This window comes from uncultured Kriegella sp., assembly GCF_963975415.1.
Classification (GTDB): domain Bacteria; phylum Bacteroidota; class Bacteroidia; order Flavobacteriales; family Flavobacteriaceae; genus Kriegella.
Map to the genome: position 1 here is coordinate 175033 of NZ_CAXBGN010000005.1, position 16795 is coordinate 191827.

The 16795-nt window shown below is 39.8% G+C and carries 16 protein-coding genes; 8 read left to right on the forward strand and 8 right to left on the reverse strand.

All coding sequences use genetic code 11. From position 1 onward, the window contains the following. Positions 1–20: 20 nt before the first annotated feature. The 7 genes from AACZ88_RS13050 to AACZ88_RS13080 form a co-directional block, all read right to left on the reverse strand. Positions 21–758: an ABC transporter ATP-binding protein gene (locus AACZ88_RS13050; protein ID WP_339711014.1), complete on the reverse strand. Its 738-nt coding sequence runs from the start codon at positions 756–758 to the stop codon at positions 21–23. Continuing rightward, positions 758–1531 (reverse strand): ABC transporter permease subunit, encoded by a 774-nt coding sequence (locus AACZ88_RS13055; protein WP_339711016.1) that lies wholly within the window; start codon positions 1529–1531, stop codon positions 758–760. The genes AACZ88_RS13050 and AACZ88_RS13055 overlap by 1 nt, the downstream gene beginning before the upstream one ends. Next, a complete protein-coding gene (locus AACZ88_RS13060; RefSeq protein ID WP_339711018.1) occupies positions 1528–2379 on the reverse strand; it encodes an ABC transporter permease subunit in 852 nt (283 codons plus the stop codon). The genes AACZ88_RS13055 and AACZ88_RS13060 overlap by 4 nt, the downstream gene beginning before the upstream one ends. Then, the gene (locus AACZ88_RS13065; RefSeq protein ID WP_339711019.1) at positions 2369–3592 is read right to left on the reverse strand and encodes an ABC transporter substrate-binding protein; all 1224 of its coding nucleotides are present in this window, start codon (positions 3590–3592) and stop codon (positions 2369–2371) included. The genes AACZ88_RS13060 and AACZ88_RS13065 overlap by 11 nt, the downstream gene beginning before the upstream one ends. A gap of 63 nt (positions 3593–3655) precedes the next feature. Further along, positions 3656–5104 carry a SusD/RagB family nutrient-binding outer membrane lipoprotein gene (locus AACZ88_RS13070; RefSeq protein ID WP_339711021.1) on the reverse strand — a complete coding sequence of 483 codons (1449 nt, stop codon included), beginning with the start codon at positions 5102–5104 and terminating at the stop codon, positions 3656–3658. A gap of 10 nt (positions 5105–5114) precedes the next feature. Further along, positions 5115–8333 (reverse strand): SusC/RagA family TonB-linked outer membrane protein, encoded by a 3219-nt coding sequence (locus AACZ88_RS13075; protein WP_339711024.1) that lies wholly within the window; start codon positions 8331–8333, stop codon positions 5115–5117. Between the two features lie 81 nt (positions 8334–8414). Next, positions 8415–9092: a DUF2064 domain-containing protein gene (locus AACZ88_RS13080; protein ID WP_339711027.1), complete on the reverse strand. Its 678-nt coding sequence runs from the start codon at positions 9090–9092 to the stop codon at positions 8415–8417. A gap of 362 nt (positions 9093–9454) precedes the next feature. On the opposite strand from AACZ88_RS13080, the gene AACZ88_RS13085 reads away from it, so the two are divergent. After that, positions 9455–10255: a patatin-like phospholipase family protein gene (locus AACZ88_RS13085; RefSeq protein WP_339711030.1), complete on the forward strand. Its 801-nt coding sequence runs from the start codon at positions 9455–9457 to the stop codon at positions 10253–10255. A 106-nt stretch (positions 10256–10361) separates the two neighbouring features. Here AACZ88_RS13085 and AACZ88_RS13090 read toward each other — a convergent pair whose 3' ends face one another. Continuing rightward, positions 10362–11414, reverse strand: coding sequence for a ferredoxin--NADP reductase (locus AACZ88_RS13090; protein WP_339711033.1), 1053 nt, complete (start codon positions 11412–11414; stop codon positions 10362–10364). Between the two features lie 274 nt (positions 11415–11688). On the opposite strand from AACZ88_RS13090, the gene AACZ88_RS13095 reads away from it, so the two are divergent. The 7 genes from AACZ88_RS13095 to AACZ88_RS13125 are packed head-to-tail and all read left to right on the forward strand — an operon-like array spanning position 11689 to position 16785. Further along, positions 11689–12027, forward strand: a complete 339-nt coding sequence (locus AACZ88_RS13095) for a helix-turn-helix transcriptional regulator (protein ID WP_339711036.1) — start codon at positions 11689–11691, stop codon at positions 12025–12027. Positions 12028–12031: 4 nt separating this feature from the next. After that, positions 12032–12691, forward strand: a complete 660-nt coding sequence (locus AACZ88_RS13100) for a hypothetical protein (protein WP_339711038.1) — start codon at positions 12032–12034, stop codon at positions 12689–12691. A 31-nt stretch (positions 12692–12722) separates the two neighbouring features. Further along, positions 12723–13130, forward strand: a complete 408-nt coding sequence (locus tag AACZ88_RS13105; RefSeq protein WP_339711041.1) for a DUF2059 domain-containing protein — start codon at positions 12723–12725, stop codon at positions 13128–13130. Between the two features lie 47 nt (positions 13131–13177). Next, on the forward strand, positions 13178–13921 hold the full coding sequence (locus AACZ88_RS13110) for a hypothetical protein (RefSeq protein ID WP_339711044.1): 744 nt from the start codon (positions 13178–13180) through the stop codon (positions 13919–13921). Then, positions 13918–14550: a hypothetical protein gene (locus AACZ88_RS13115; protein ID WP_339711047.1), complete on the forward strand. Its 633-nt coding sequence runs from the start codon at positions 13918–13920 to the stop codon at positions 14548–14550. The genes AACZ88_RS13110 and AACZ88_RS13115 overlap by 4 nt, the downstream gene beginning before the upstream one ends. Further along, complete coding sequence (locus AACZ88_RS13120) at positions 14551–15261, forward strand: hypothetical protein (protein WP_339711050.1); 711 nt, start codon at positions 14551–14553, stop codon at positions 15259–15261. 54 nt (positions 15262–15315) lie between these two features. Then, positions 15316–16785 (forward strand): DUF5687 family protein, encoded by a 1470-nt coding sequence (locus AACZ88_RS13125; RefSeq protein WP_339711053.1) that lies wholly within the window; start codon positions 15316–15318, stop codon positions 16783–16785. The last annotated feature ends 10 nt before the right edge of the window (positions 16786–16795 follow it).

The window sequence follows — 16795 nt, forward strand, 5'->3', positions numbered from 1 at the left end:
GTTATCCCATATATCAAAACTCAGTTTTGTTCACTGTTCACTTTCAATTCATCCCAAAACGCTATTTCATGCTGTACACCGGTATCGGGGTCCTTAATAAATTCGTTCTTACTTTGATACACCTTGAGGCGACCTTTTTGCATAAACCCGATTTTGTCCCCCATCAATACCGCTTCTTTAAGGTCATGAGTGACGAATAATGATGTAATTTGGTATTCCATAGTGAGTTTTTTGAATAGCACTTGCATACGTTTTCGGGTACCCGCATCTAAACTTCCAAAGGGCTCGTCCAACAATAACAATGAAGGTTCGGTAATAATAGCCCTTCCGAAGGAAACACGCTGCCGTTGTCCGCCCGAAAGCTGGTTAGGCATTTTTGATGCTTGTCCTTCCAATTCCAAACTTTTGACCATGTGGTTTACACGTTCGGTTATGACTGTATTCGATAATTTTTTCAAACGTAAGCCAAATGCAATATTCTCAAAAATATTCAGATGCGGAAAGAGTAAATCCTCTTGATAGAGATAAACAATGTTTCGCTCCGAAGGTTTTTTATCGTTGATATGCACGCCGTTTAATACAATACTTCCCGAATCTGGGTCTAATAGCCCGGCAATTGTTTTTAACATGGTTGTTTTTCCACAGCCCGATTTTCCTAAAATGCTCAGTGTTTTATTTGCCTCCAACGTAAAATTGAGCGCCTTAACAACATGTTCGCTCTGAAAACCTTTTACAATATCCTTTACTTCTAAAAACATCAGACTATTTTTTTAAATATATACCGTTTGTTAAAATAGAGCAGTACAACAGGCGGAAAAATTAGTAAACAACAACTTAAAGCACCATAGTAATAATTGGCCTCTTTAATAAATAGGAATACCTTAATAGTCAATGTCTGTACTTTTCCGATTCCGATAATGGAGGTTAAGCCGTATTCGAACCATGAAATAAGAAAGGTCTGAAAAAAGCAGACCAATAACATACTTTTGGCCATTGGCAGCAATACCTTGGTGTAGGTTTGTAATCGACTCCCCCCTAGCGTTGCTGTTAAATCAACATAGCTTTTCATCTTTTGATTCCAAAAACTGCTAAAGAAAATAAGGGCATACGGAAAGGCAATCAAAAACTGGGCGGCGACTACGCCGGTCACGTTGCCGAAAAGGCCAAGTTTTATGAAAAAGAAGCTCAAACAAGCCGCAAAGACAACGGGTGCCAAAATATAGGGGAAGTAGGCCAATACGTTCAGCACTTTGCTTTGTGGATGGTAGTACACAACCCTACTTATGAAGAACCCTGAAATGGTGGTCACCACGGCAACGGATAAAGATATGATTATGGAAATCAAAAAACTCTGCAGAAGCCCAGCCTCAGAGGTGAAAATGGTCGCCCAGTTCTTAAGTCCGAAATAAGCAGGCAAAACCTCTGGAAACTGCCACCCGGACATCAATGAGAGCAATAGCATAAATGCAAAAGGGAATAGTGCCAGAAGCACCAAAAAACTCAGCATAAGGGGTTTCCAGTAACGTTTCATAGCAAGGCATTTTTTCTCTTTGGTAAAAATAGAAGCAATACGGCCACTGAAACGATGATTGTATAGAGTACGGCTACGACATAACCTTCCGAAATTTTGTCAAGATCATATTGCTTTATTTCCCTGATAATGAGAACTGATAGCATTTGTGGCGATTCTTGTCCTAATATTAAGGGAATCTCGTAAGAACCCAATAAAAATATAAAGTAGAGTACAATCAAAATGCGTGTTTTCTTTAAAAGGATGGGCAGTTGAATGCGTCGAACCACTTGTCGCCGGGTCGCACCTAAAGATTGGGCAAGTATCGATAACTCATCGAGACGTTCATTTTTAAAAACGTTGAGAAATAACAATACAAAAAAAGGAAGTACCATGGTGATAAAGGCCAGGGTTATACCAAAGGCAAAAGTATCATTTACCAAATCGGGAAAATCGGTGGCTTCATTAATCCATCCTACAGCATAGCTGATTCGTGCAAAAAAACCGCCTTTAGAGAGCAATTGAAAAATAAAAAAACCGGTTGCCACACCAGGAATAGCTAGGGGAAGGTAAGCGATGAACGACAAGAACTTTTTTTCAAGATTTTGTCTAAATTTGATGGTAATCCATAGGGCTCCACCAACAGATGCTATCATTGAAACAAGGGCGATAGAGGTGCTGTATATCAGTGATTTGAAAAATTCACCGGAGTGCAATACGGCCAGCCAGAATTTGAAAGTAAATCCGGTATTCACGACACCTACGATGCCGAAACTATAAAGCAAAGCATAGATAAACGCTAATGCGAAAGGCAAAATACCAACAAGTATAAAAAGCACAAGGCCTATATGTGGAATTCTATTTTTCAATTACCTTGGTTCTAAAGTCTTCATACAATCGAATCATATATTCAGGGGCAGGTTCTTGCATAGCATGGGCTTTCAATTTTTCCATAGAAATACCGTATTTTCTTTGGGGAGCATTTTTGAATTTTTTTTGCCATGCTTCTGAGAGTTTGGAAAGGTCCAATACGGTGTTGGCATCCATACCATCAGCTTTTGCCTTTTCAAACTGTGCTTCCGGCGATATCAGAAAATTGATGACTTGCATTGCCCCCGCCTTTTGGGGAGCATTGTCTAAAATACCCAAATAGTTCGTATTTCTAATAGTCCCATTTTCCCATGGATACCCCTTTGTTGATTTTGGATAAAGTCCGCTAAACACTTTGTCCTCTATACCCCCTTCATTAAAACCATATACAATATAAAGTTCGCCATTGGCAAATAATTGGTTCATTTTCGATTGTTCTTTGGGGAAAGTTTCACCTTCTTTCCAGAAATAGGCTTTGTTCACATTGATGAAATTCCAAAGTTGTTTTGAAAGGATATCATACTTTTCTTCATCAAAGGGGCCGTCAAGTGCCTTGGGTCCTCCCGCTAATTCCGCAAGAAAACTTTTTAGCATGGTCATTCCGGTAAAGTCATTGGATATCGTAAAGGTACCGGGATATTTTTTGACATAGGCTTCTAACTCGCGAAGGTTTTTTGGCGGTGAGGACACCTTTGCGGAGTTATAGACCATAGCGAATTGGTTGATACTCCAAGGACACTCCATATAATCTACGGGCTGTTGAAAATCGGTGTTGATGTAGGTGTTGTCAAAATCGATGAATTGCGTATTCGGTAGTTGCTCGACAAAAGGACCCCAAAGCCCTTTTATTTTTCGAAGTTGAAAGAAGGTCTCTCCGTTGATCCAAACGATATCAACTTGACCATTTTGTACATTTGCCTGCTTTTCTCCCATGACCAACTGTACGATTTCCGGCCCTTGTCCACCGCTAATTTTCAAGTCAATATTGTATTCTCGCTTAATTGTCGGTGCCACGTAATTGTTGATGTAATCATTGACGACAGGGCTTCCTTGCCACATCATAAAATTTACCGTAATACCTGTTGCCTTTTTTGAAATCTGTTCCCAAGGCTCTTTTTTCAACCACTCATCATCTTCTTTTTTTGCATCCCCGTTGCAGGCAATACATACAAAACCTATGAGCACTATCATCAACGATTTATACAATGTCATTCTTTTTTGCTTTTATGTGGATGTTCAATTCCATATATTTTTAATTGTAGGAGCTTAACGCAACTACTGTTTTTCCCACCACCCTTTACTGTTGATGTTATCACCTCCCATACGGTCTACAGCCTCCTGATAGTTCGTACTATTCGTTGCTTGCTCCGACTCCGGATATAAATACCGAACGGGATATTTTTCTTCATTGAGGTTGTCGGGGCCGGCCTTAAGCCTTGGGATGTTTGTTCGACGAATATTGAACCAAGCTTCATGTCCGGCCCCAATAAGGCTTAACCACTTTTGGGTCAGTATCTTGTTGAGATTGTCTGTCCCGTTCAGTGCGATGGCCTCACGAGTGAAATAGTCATCTGGTAGCGTGACGTTGTAATAATCGAAACTGGCGGTGATTCCATTTTGATAATATGTGGTTACATCTCCGGTTATATATTTTTTTTCTACTGCTTCGGCCAAAGCGAACTGTACCTCGGCATACTGCATTAATTGTGCATCAACCCCGTTGGGTACATCCCTGAAAATACTTCCGAATAGAGAAACATCGTTCAGGTCAATGCCTTTGGCACTTATGGTCTCACGGGTTTGCCCATTTAAAAGGCCTTTATAGCCGGGGGCATTATTAGCTAAGCTATTCTGTGTAGGCTTATAAAGTACCGTTACGCGGGGGTCATTCCATAGGGAGAGTATAGAATCGACGGTCTTTGTCATACGATGTTCTTGGTAAAGACCGAGACTTGCCGTTGACATTGGCCATTGATTGGGAGCAGCGCTTAAATAAGGTACCACGGCATTGTCGGCATTCGAAGCAATCAAGTTTCCAGCATCGGCCAAAACCTGTAGTTCAGAAAAATTAGTAAGACGGTTACTGATGCGTAATAAATACCGTAATCGTAATGAATTTGCAAAACGCACCCATTTTTCCAAATCGTTATCAAACATCACATCGCCCTGTATGCTCGATGCCGTATTCTCCAATTGCGTGGCTGCGTTTTCAAGTACTGTCAATATACCGTTTTGTGGGTCAGTGTAAATAGCTTCTTGAGTATCATATTTAGCTGTGAATTGTCCGTCAAGCGCTTTTACCGCTTCGAAATAGGGCACATCGCCCCAAAGGTCGGTCAATTGTGAATAAAGATGACTGGCCAAAATATCACCAACGGCAATATAGGCCTCGTTGGAAGTTTTAAGTGTTTGCATGGCGCGAATGTCGGACAGCAATCTGTAAATGGTATTCCAGTAACTGCTGTTTGAACCCATCTCATAGCGATCGATACGTTCAAATTCTACGCTAGCCGCAAACTGTGTAAGGTAGTTAGACAACCGGAAACCTTGTTCGAAAGCATTTCTGTCAGCAGCGACCGATATAATATTTGTTAGTAAAAATTGAGGGTCTACATTTTGTGGTGCATTAGGGTCTTCGTTCAATTCATTGAATTCATCTGTGCATCCCATAGTAAGAAAAAGAAGGAAAAGAAAGCTTACGAGTTTTTGTTGTATGTTTTGCATTTCAAGCTTTTTAAAATTCGGTTTTAAGGCTGAAGCCAAAGCTTCGGGTAGAAGGATACGACATATCTTCCACTCCTTGAATGATACTGGTTTCTTGCAAGGCGTTCAACTCGGGATCAAAATGTGGATTTTCGGTAAACAACAGAAGATTGCTCCCGACCAGGCCAAACTTGACACGTTGAAAACCCAATGTTTTTGTGAGGTTTTCAGGAAGAGTATAGTACAGTGCCACTTGTCGAAGTTTAACATAAGATGCACTGTAGAGTGCACTTGCTTCGTTACCCCGATCAAAAAAGTTATTATAAAAACTACTGGCGGGTACGACCGTAGTATTCGCAACATATTCCGGGTTGTCTGTCGTACCTACGTTCACCACGCCATCACCCACAATACCCTCTTCCCTTCCTGTTAGGGTTTCCTTTAGAACCCCCGAAGTACTTCCCAAAGCTTTGGTACGTGAGACTATGGTGCCTCCCTTCCTCCAATCGACCAAAATTTTAAGTTCAATATTTTTGTATGTCAATTTAGTATTGAAACCCATAGTAAAATCGGGATTATAATTACCTAACAAACGAAGGGTGCCATCTTGTATGGGCAGCCCATTTGAACCATAGAGTGTCTGTCCGTCAATTTCAACAAAGCCACTACCATACATATCGCCCACTCTTCCGTTTTCTTTGGCAATATAAAAAACAGTGTTGGCGCCACCTGACCCCCCGAAAACGTTGGCTGTTGCCGTGACGAATTGATCGACGCCTTCCGGAAGTTGGGTTACCACGCTTTTATAAGTAGAAAAATTTATTGAAGTCTGCCAATTGAAGCTTGGGTTTTGAATCACATCGGCACCCAAAAGAGCCTCAAAACCACGGGTGCGTACTTTACCTCCATTGACATTGAAGTTGGCAAACCCGCTTGAGTTTGAAATGGGTCGTGAAATAATTTGGTCGATACTTGTATTTTGATAGCCTGAAACATCGAATTGAACCTTATTATTATAGAAGTGGATATTCAGACCCGCCTCTAAAGCATTCAACCTTTCCGGTCTCAGATTCGCATTTTTAAGAACTGTTTCATTCGTAACCCTAAAATTGGGACCATAATTTTGATTAAAGAGAAAGCTTTGGGCATTTTGATAGGGATCGGTATCATTACCAACACTGGCCGCACTCAAACGAATATTCAGAAAGGAAATAGGTTCTGGTAGTTCAAACATGTTCGAGGCGACGTAACTCAGTCCTGCAGAATAGTAGCCAAAAGAATTATTGTTTTCGGGCAGGGTGCTGCTCCAATCATTCCGATAGGTCAGGTTGAGGTATACCGAGTTTTGGTAAGCAATATCACCGGTGCCATAGATGCTGTGGATGCTTTTTTCAAATAACTGGCTATCTCCCTTCAATGGCGTTCGAGAGTTTGCCAATGTATATATTCCTGGCAAGGCCAATTGAGAAGCTTCTGAGAATTGATATTTAATACGTTGGTCTAAGCGGTTGGCACCCGCAGAAAGAGAGTAGCTCCAATCTTCGTTGATAATATCTTTATAGGAAATTAACAAATCGGTATTCAACTCCCTAAATCGAACATTGTCTTCGCGATAGGTACCAAATGGATTGCTGTTTGTACTAACGGCCCTTCTGAAAGCCCTGGCATCGTCATAAGTATCCAGTCCGGTACGTACGGTCACTTTTACTTTATCAGAAAAATCATAGGTTGCGGAAGCGTTGCCTAAAACTCTGTTTTTTGTAAAACTATTGGTGTTCTCGAAAAGTGTTAGATAGGGATTCGTGAGCCATAAATAGTTAAAGTCATAATGTTGTAGGCCTTCCTGGTTGGCTTGCCAATAGTTACGAAGTGCCGCAATATCGGTCTGTCGACCAGTCCAATTAAAACCGTACATTACATTTTCATATCCATATCCTAGGTTGGGCCTGTTTTTACTGCGGGTATTGATATAGTTAATATAAGCCTTTGCCTTTAATTTATCGCTTAAAATCTGATCGAGACTAATTGCCAGTCCATCGCGCTTTAAATCGGTATTGGGCAAGATGCCCTCATTTCTTAAGTTGCTGTATGAAAGTCTGCTGCTGCCATTCTCTCCAGAGGAACTGATAGCAATATTGTTTTGGGTCGTAACACCAGTCTTGAAAAAATCACGCACATTATTGGGCCTCGATATCCAAGGAGTTGGAGTAATTTCAGTAAACGAACCATCGGGAAAAGTACGGGCAATAACATCACCACCTCTCGCTGGATTGCCATTGATATCGGTTGATGGACTATCGAATTGGGTGATTAACCGACCTTGATCTAGTCGGGGACCGTAGCTACTAATACCTCCGTCGTTGATGCCCGAACCTATGCCATCTTCAAAGGCGTATTCACCATTGGAGCCACCTCCGTAACTATTTTGATAGTCGGGCAAAGTCAGCAGATTTTCCACGGTCAAGGTACTATTGATACTTATGCCCAAACCTTGTTTTTTGTGACCTCTTTTAGTCGTGATAACCACTACACCATTCGCTGCACGGGCACCGTACAGTGCGGCTGACCCGGCTCCCTTAAGAATGGTAACCGAAGCAATATCATCGGCGCTGATTTCTGATGCGCCATTGCCGTAATCTACCTCCTGAAGCGCCCCGTCATTTACTAGATTACTGGTAATTTGCTCATTACTAATGGGTACGCCATCTACAACGAATAGGGGTTGATTGCTACCACCCAATGAGTTTTCACCGCGTATGATGATTCGTGAAGATGAGCCAACCCCAGAGGAACCATTGGTAACCTGTACCCCGGCAACCTGTCCGGCAAGGCTGTTGACCACATTGGCAAACGAAACGGTGGTAAGCGTTTCGGCACCTACTCTTGTGACTGCGGATCCAAGTGATTGTTTTTCTCGCTCAATGCCCAGTGCCGTCACCACGATTTCGTCGAGTTGTTCCGTAGCTATTTGCACGACAATTTTTTTTGAGATTCGACCATTGATTACCTCAATATCTTGGGAAAGATAACCTATCGATGAGATGTGAAGTGTAAAATTCCGATTATCGGTATCTAATTTAAAAATTCCGTTTTCATCGGATGTCGTATAATTTTGAGTTCCGAATTCATTAACCGTGGCATAGGCCACGGGAAGGTTATCAGAACCAATTAGTTTGGAAGAATATGTGTTCGTTTGGCAAAAACCAAATGCCAAAAATAGCTGCATAAGCGCTATTATTGCTATTTTCATTACTGCTTTCTTTGATTAAGGAAGTTTCAACACCCGAGACACAGAGTGTTCTATGGGGTTTGTCCGGTAAAATGTTAAAATCTATGTGCCCAATAAATTCGGTGGGCCCCTTAAAACATGTTCTGTGTTGGGAAGAAATGAAATTTTGTTTTTTGGCTGCCAGAAATTAGGCAATTGATTTTTCCGTAGGTGAAAACGGATAAAGTGGGATAGAACGGAACGTGTTCGACGGTATGCAAATTCAATAATGTCAGCCTCTTTGTCCAAGTCGGATAACATAGGTAAACAATATACGGCGGCTTTATTTTTATGAACGTGAAGTAAAAGTTCTTTATAAAGCGAATCTTTTTCCCAAGACAATGAACAAAATTGTTTGTAAACAAAAGCGTGTTTCTGAATTCCGATGAGGTAAGCGCCGCCATCTTTTGACGGGCCGATTACAAAATCATTTTGTTCGAGTTTTTTAACAGAATCCTTGATTTCCCTTACCGTGAGATCTGGGCAGTCATTTCCAATAGAAAGAACGTTCGTATAGCCTTGATCGAATAACTCTTGAAATGCATTGGCATAACGTTGGCCAAAAGTACTCCCTCTCTGCTTTTTATTATCCACCCAAATAACATCGAGACCACTTTCTAAAGCGATACCTGAAGTCTGTTGAATAAGAAGTTCGAAAAAGTTTTTGGAAACGGATTTATTATGGTGTCGAAACAACGACTTACGTTCCGCTTCTTGAGCTGCGGAAAGGGAAAAAACCATCAAAACCGTTTTGTTTTGAACCATATAAAAACAACATTGTAGGTGTAAACTTACGATAAAAACTTGCGTACGTAGGCTTAGTCGTTGCTATTTTTTTTCATTACAAAAGGATAGCAAATAACAATGAGGCTTTTTTTTAATTACCGACCGTGTCGTTTTTGTTCAGAACTTTTAATAGCATTGGAATCATAGTTGTTACGATATGAAATGATAAAATGCCGAGGTATGGTCTAATTAGACAACATTAAGAGCTGTCAAAAAAGTAAAACCAACCATACGGTCGGTTATCATGATGTTATTATGCGATAAAATCTGTGGCAAAAGCGCAACAACGTGTTATTTTTGTTAGAAAAGAGACAGTCTTGAAAGATAGGAATGGCAAATTGCAATCATTGCATTCAAGTTCAATAGGTTTAGTGCTTTCCGGTGGTGGGGTAAGGGGTATGGCGCATATCGGTTTAATTAAGGCGATGGAAACGTATGGCCTATCGGCCGATGTGGTTAGTGGCAGTAGTGTTGGCGCTCTGGTCGGGGCGCTATATGCCAATGGCAATTCAGTAGATGAAATGTTGGCATTCTTCAAAGAGACCCCACTTTTTAAATACAATTTTCTCACCATTTTAAAACCCGGTTTTATTGATACCGATAGGTACTTCGATATTTTTAGGGGATATTTTTCCGAGGATAGCTTTGAAGCATTAAAGAGAAGGCTTTATGTAGTGGCCACAAATCTGCAGAAAGGAGAACAAACCTTTTTCTCAAGTGGGGAACTCATTGGGCCATTATTGGCATCCGCTGCACTGCCTCCCGTTTTTAGCCCCGTGGAATTGAATGGGCAATTGTATGCCGATGGAGGTATTATGAATAACTTTCCTTCAGAACCGGTACAGAAAAAGGTAGATTTTCTTATAGGAAGTAACGTTTCAACCGTGGGCGGACTAGAAAAATCAGATCTTAAAAACTCTTGGCAAATTACTGGACGTGTAACGGGCCTGATGATTTATGCCACGAACCAGAAAAAGCTGGAAGGCTGTAATTTGTTGTTGGAATTCAAGGAACTGGAGAAAATTGGCGTTTTAGACCGCAAGGGTATTGAAAAAGCCTATACCATTGGCTATGATTATGCCATAGCAAAGCTGGAAAAGTTGATGACCGATAAATAGTGAACAGTTGTCAGTGAGCAGTAAACTATAAGCAGTTGGCGACCAAAAACCCTTTGCGGGTTATGAGTTTTCTCCTCGAAATTGTGCTGAAGCTTTACAGACCAGCCTAAACGTCATCATAATCCACTGTTAGAGTCGGTGTAACCGGATGGGCTTGACAGGTTAGAATAAGACCTTCAGCAATTTCACTATCGGTCAATATCTGATTTTTAACCATTTCGGCCTTGCCTTCTTTGATTCGAGCGATACAACTACTACATACGCCACCTTGACAGGAATAGGGTGCATCGATATTTTCCTTGAGTACGGCATCGAGAACCAACGTATCTTTATTCATTGAAAGGGAAAACTCTTCATCATCGACAATGACTTTTAGTTCCGTTTTTCCATCTGGTTTTTCAGGAAGTTCGTCTAAAATTTCTGTGGTAGTGAATAGTTCGAAATGAATTTTATCTTCAGGAACATTGTTATCCTTTAGCGTACCCTTTACCATATGGATCATGTCTTCGGGTCCACAGAGATAATAAGCGTCAAAATCAGTATCCTTATGTTTGTTTTTTATCGCGTAATTAACCGTTGAGGTGTCAATACGCCCAAAGAGAGAGTTGTCTTCTTGGGCCTGACTATTGGTGAAGTATACAAAAAACCGATTGGCATAATCGAGTTCCAATTTTACCAAATCAGTATAGAACATGGCGTCTTTATACGATTTGTTGCCGTATACCAATACCATTTGATTTTTGGGATTGCTTTCTAACACCGCTTTGGCGATACTCATAATTGGCGTGATACCGCTACCGGCCGCAAAGGCAATAATTTTTTTTGGCTTGGTGGTGGAGGGTTTAAAAATAAACCTTCCTTCCGGGGGCATCACTTCGAGTACATCGCCAACCGTTAATTTGGTATGTGCGTAATCTGAAAATCCGCCTTTGTCCACTTTTTTAACACCGATGGTAATGCAGTCACTCTTGGGAGAAGAACTGATAGAGTATGCCCTACGAAGCTCCTTTCCCTTGATTTCCTTTTTGACAGTGATATATTGTCCTGGTACAAAGTCGAAGGTTTGAATCAGCTCTTTAGGAATGCTAAAGGTAATCGCTACGGAATTAGGGGTAAGTGCTTTTATATGTTTTACTGGTAATGAATGAAAATCTGCCATGCAAAGGTGTTTGGTCTATTGGAATAGATATTAATGGGGTGCAAAATTAAGCAATGGCTTGACGATTTGAAACGGAAACCGTAAAAAAACATACCTAGAAAACTTATGCATAAGAAAATTATGTATATATTTGAAGAGACCGAACCAAATACAATGTTACGATCTTTGTGTTCAAGAATGTGAAATCTAATCATATTTCAACACAAGATTGAATGACATTGATTTAAGTCAAATTGAACATTCTTCTTTTTAATCGGAAGACAATTGCGAACAGATGGCAAATTCAAAATTATACAAAGGAAGCCTTAATACGATTATTCTAAAACTCTTGGAAGAACAGGGTAAAATGTATGGTTATGAAATTACTCAAAAGGTGAAGAGCCTTACCAAAGGAGAACTCAGTATTACAGAAGGAGCACTTTACCCCGCACTTCATAAGCTGGAAGCCGAGGGCCTGCTCGATGTTGAAGTCACCAAGGTTGATAACCGCTTGCGCAAATATTATAAGCTGACCGAAGCTGGTGAAAAGGAAACCGTAAATCGTTTGGCAGAGCTCGAAGAATTTATTCGCAGCATGCAAAATTTGGTAAATCCAGATTGGCGTATTCAATAAAATTATGAAGCTAGTAAAACGAGACATACTAAATATTGATGAATGTTTGAAGCTCAATAACATCAAATATATTGATGTGAGATATGAATTGATTGATCATTTAGTTTCAGAATACGAGGCTATGGAAATTTATCAGCACTTGGATAGCTTTTTGTCAGAGCGAATGGCTTGGTGCAAGGAAATTGCCCGGAAAAAGCAAAAATCAATTCCACGGCGGCTCCAGAAAATGGTAGGCAAAATGTTCTTTACCGTACTGAAAAAACCTAAAACCTGGCTTTGTGTTGTACTGGTAGGTGCTATATTTTATGTGCTATCGGGCCAGCAATTTTCACGGGGGACCATGCGCTATATTTTACTATCACCTCTTTTGGCTTGTGTCTTGGTACAACTTTATTATATGGCTTCCCTGGGTTTCAAAAGCAACTGGACCAATAAATTTCTAGCGCTTAACTATTTGGTAAATCTATTTGCCTTGCCACACTTTTTTTTATGGGGAATTGCTGGGTGGTTGCCAAAAGAGCTTCTCAATAATTATTATTTTATGGTTCCCTACATCTTGATAGGAACTTTGGTAAATTATGCGGCTATATTGGTTTTTCTAAAAAGGCGAATGGGCATATGGGAAGAGTATAGGTTTATAAAAGATTATATGGTATATAATTGATTACGAGTAAATATTGAGTAACACTTTAGACATGAAACGAATAGTGACCATTAGCATATTTCTAGTTGTATTTGGCAGCATTACGGCTCAAGAAGACGCAGCATTCAAAAAACAGACCATCGAGTTCTTAAAACTCACGGGTACAGGAGCCGCTTTTGAAAACGCCATTGGGCAAATCGGGGCTACGGTACCTGAATTGAACCGCGTGGCATATACTGAAGAGGCGAACAAAACATTGGACGGGCTTTATGCTAAAATGGCGGATTTGTACATGAATGAATTTACGCCTGATGAAATCAAAGAATTGGTAGCCTTTTATAAAACTGATTTGGGAAAGAAGGTGTCTTCGAAACAAATGGCCCTATCGCAACAAGCCATGATATTGGGGCAAACTTGGGGCGGAGAAATCCAGCAAATAGCCCTGAAACACAGTAAGTAATTTATTAGTGGTATTTCAGAAAAGTTTTTATGTAATAACCTAGAAATATGTTTCAACTGACCAAAGATCAAATACAGCTCATAGATGATTATCTTAAAAAAAACAAGGTTAAGTATTGGGATGTGCGTATGGAGTTACTGGATCATGTTGCCAGTGCCATTGAAAAGGAAGTGGAAAATGGGCGTTCTTTTGACGAAGCGCTTAAAGTGGTACACCTCAGTTTTGGAAATAAACCCACGTCGAAAAAATTGAACAAGGAAAATACACATTATATCATTACCGAGTCCATTTATGCAGATAACTCCGGATATCTAAAGTTGATTGCACATAAGCAGAAAGAGCTCCAAAAAGGAATCTTCGCCAAATTGAAGAAAGAGCTAGTTGTATTTTTTAAAGAGCCCCTTACCCTGTTGCTTTACGGCGGCGTAATGGCCTCGTTGGTATGGCTGTTAAACGAGGAAGTTGAGCGTAGGGAATTTTATTTCAAAACGGTCTATATTCTTCTAGTTTGTCTGGCGTCAGCTCCTGTAATAATAGGGGTTTTGAGTTTTTCAAAGACATTTAAAACATTATACCTAAACAGCCTTATGTCATTTCCAATATTGACAATGAGTCTTATGAATGTCCTTGTTTACTTTCCCAAGGCCTTTTGGATAGGTTCTGACAAAGGACTTTCTCCATTATATATTACCCTCCTATTTGCTGTTCTATTTCCCCTGATGGTCGCTGAGTTCAGATTGTACTTGATAGAGTTTAAAAGATTTCGCCGATTGAAAAACAGATTTGCATGAGCCTCACCAAAGAAAATATTCGGTTTATAGACACATATCTTAAAAATACGGACATTCAATTTATCGATGTGCGCATAGAACTACTGGATCATATAGCCACTGCTGTGGAAAATGATATGCTGAAAAACAACCGTTCTTTTTATGATGCCTTCAAGCACTATATGGTGTTTCATAAAAAACAATTGGAAAAGGATTATGAGAATCTCAGGAAAGATCTTCAGGCAAAATCGTTTGGCATTTTGGGCAGAAAAATGATAACCTATCCTTTTGTTATATTGTTTATTACGCTTTGGACTATCCTTTTTTTTTGGAATCAGGTTCTAAGTACTAATTTCCCTTATGTTTTTGTGGTATGGGGATGTTTTATTGTTACTGCCTTGATTTACTTTTTGGGTACGTTTCCCAAGCGGAACTACCGTTTTTCTAGTTTAGAAATGTTAGCTTGGCCTGTGTTTTTGAGCGGAAATGCCTTGAATCTTTTTTATAATTTTTCGTATTCCGAAACTGTGTTCATCGAACGATGGCCCCTGCTGATAATGTTAATTACCTGTCTTTTTCTTTGTAGTAATGCAGCCTTCTTAACACTCTTTTTTTCGAAACGTAAGGAAATAAAAAAAATATTTGCCTAAATGACGTTGACCCACAGTCAAATACAAGAACTCTATAAGTTTACTCGAATGCATTTTGTAGAACATTACGATTTACAGACCGAATTAGTGGATCATTTGGCAAACGGAATCGAGGCACAATGGGAGATAACGCCTGAGCTAACCTTTAATGACGCACTACTCGGAGAATTTAGAAAATTCGGAATCGGTGGTTTTGAAAAAGTTGTACGGAAACGACAGCGTGCCATGGAATGGCGGTATTCTAAGATTGTCATGCGATTTTATGGTACATACTTTAAACCCCCTCAAATTTTGATGGTGGCGGGATTGATTTTAGGACTATCACTCTTGCTTTTTGCCGTGCCCCTTACCTATCGATATGATGTTATCTTGGGTTTGTTCATGGCTATCGTGGCAGTAGTATTTTTTGTGTCCCTAAAAAAGTGGAAAGATAATGATCTTGAATGTGTAAAGAACGGAAAAAAGTGGATGCTAAAGGATCAAATCTACTCCTATGGCCAGTATGTTGGGGTATTCAACCTGTTTCCGATTATTCTCAACGTTCAATATTTCAGGACCACAATACCCGTCGATGCCAGTTATGTCATCTTGATATTTGCCTCCTTGATCGTTTGTCTATCGCTTTTATTTTATGTAACCATATTTGTTATCCCCAAAAAAGCCGAAGAACTCCTTGCCACAACCTATCGGGAGTATAAAATAGTTTCTTAAGCTGTAACAAAAAACAGATTTAGTACACTAATTTACCAGAGAACTCAGCGTATTATGTTCAAACACTTTTTAAGGCTGCAATGGAAGTCGTTTTTTAGGTCCTCCTCCTTGGGTAAGGGCCTTGCACTAAAACTGCTAATGATTTTTTTTGGTATCTATATGCTTGTTACTTTGATAGGCTTGGGTGCCGGATTGTATTTTCTTCTTGAAAAGATTGACCCTGGTGTAGACCCCATGGTGAAGTTGAGCCAAGTATTGATATATTGGTTATTGTTTGAGTTTTTCGTGCGCTATTTTATGCAAAAATTACCGATTTTAGATGTTAAACCTTTGCTGTTATTGCCTATTAAAAAAAGTACGATTACCCATTATGTTTTAGGCAGGTCTATATTTTCTTTTTATAACGTACTTGCCCTTTTTGTTTTTATACCTTTTGGTTTTGTTTTAATGGCCAACGGGTATCCAGTCCTTTTGGTCCTCTTTTGGTTTTTGTCCATCTTGAGCCTTGTCTTGATGGTCAATTTTGTCAACTTTATCATCAATAAGAGTGACAAAGCGCTTTTTGGGCTTATTATAATTATGGGTATGCTGCGTGTCTTTGAATATTTTGATTGGCTACCCATTTCACAATATGCAGGTGAGGTGTTTTATACCCTTTATGAGAATCCTGCGCTAGCAATGTTTCCTTTTTTATTTGCGGTTATTGGGTATTGTGTCAATTATCGTTTTTTGAGAAACCGGATCTTTCTAGATGTCTCTCTCAAAAAGAAAACCAAAGAAGCGGTGTCCACAAACATGATATGGACAAAACGTTTTGGCAGTATAGCGCCATTTTTACAACTAGACCTCAAGCTGATATGGCGCAACAAACGCACAAAAATGCAGGTTTTTCTCTCCTTGGCCATGGTGCTTTATGGGTTGATTTTCTATACTATGGAAGATTTTGGCCCGCAATCACCAATGTTGGTTTTTGTAGGTATTTTTATGACGGGCATATTTTTGATGAATTTCGGTCAGTTCATTCCTGCTTGGGACAGCGCATATTATTCCATGATGATGTCTCAGAACATTCCGTTACGTAAGTACTTAGAGTCTAAGGCTGGGCTTATATCGGTCAGTGTAGTGGGAATGTTCTTGCTTTCGGTGCCGTATGTTTATTTTGGATGGGAAGCATTGGCCATAAACTTTAGTTCTGCGCTGTATAATTTGGGTGTGAATATTCCTATAATTCTATTTTTCGGCTCGATGAACAAAAAACGGATAGATTTAACAAGAAGTGCCCTTGGCAATATGCAGGGTACTGGTGCCGCACAGCTTTTAGTAGGCATACCCCTTTTTGGAGCACCGATGCTTATTTATTCGGTATTGACATTTCTTGTTTCATTTGAAGCGGCCATGATTGTGCTATCTATTTTGGGTATTGCAGGTTTTGTCTTACGAAAACCTTTATTAGATAAGATTACCAATGTATATCGAAAGAAAAAATACGGAATGATAGCCGGTTTTAAGGAAAAAGAGACCTGATCGATAAAAA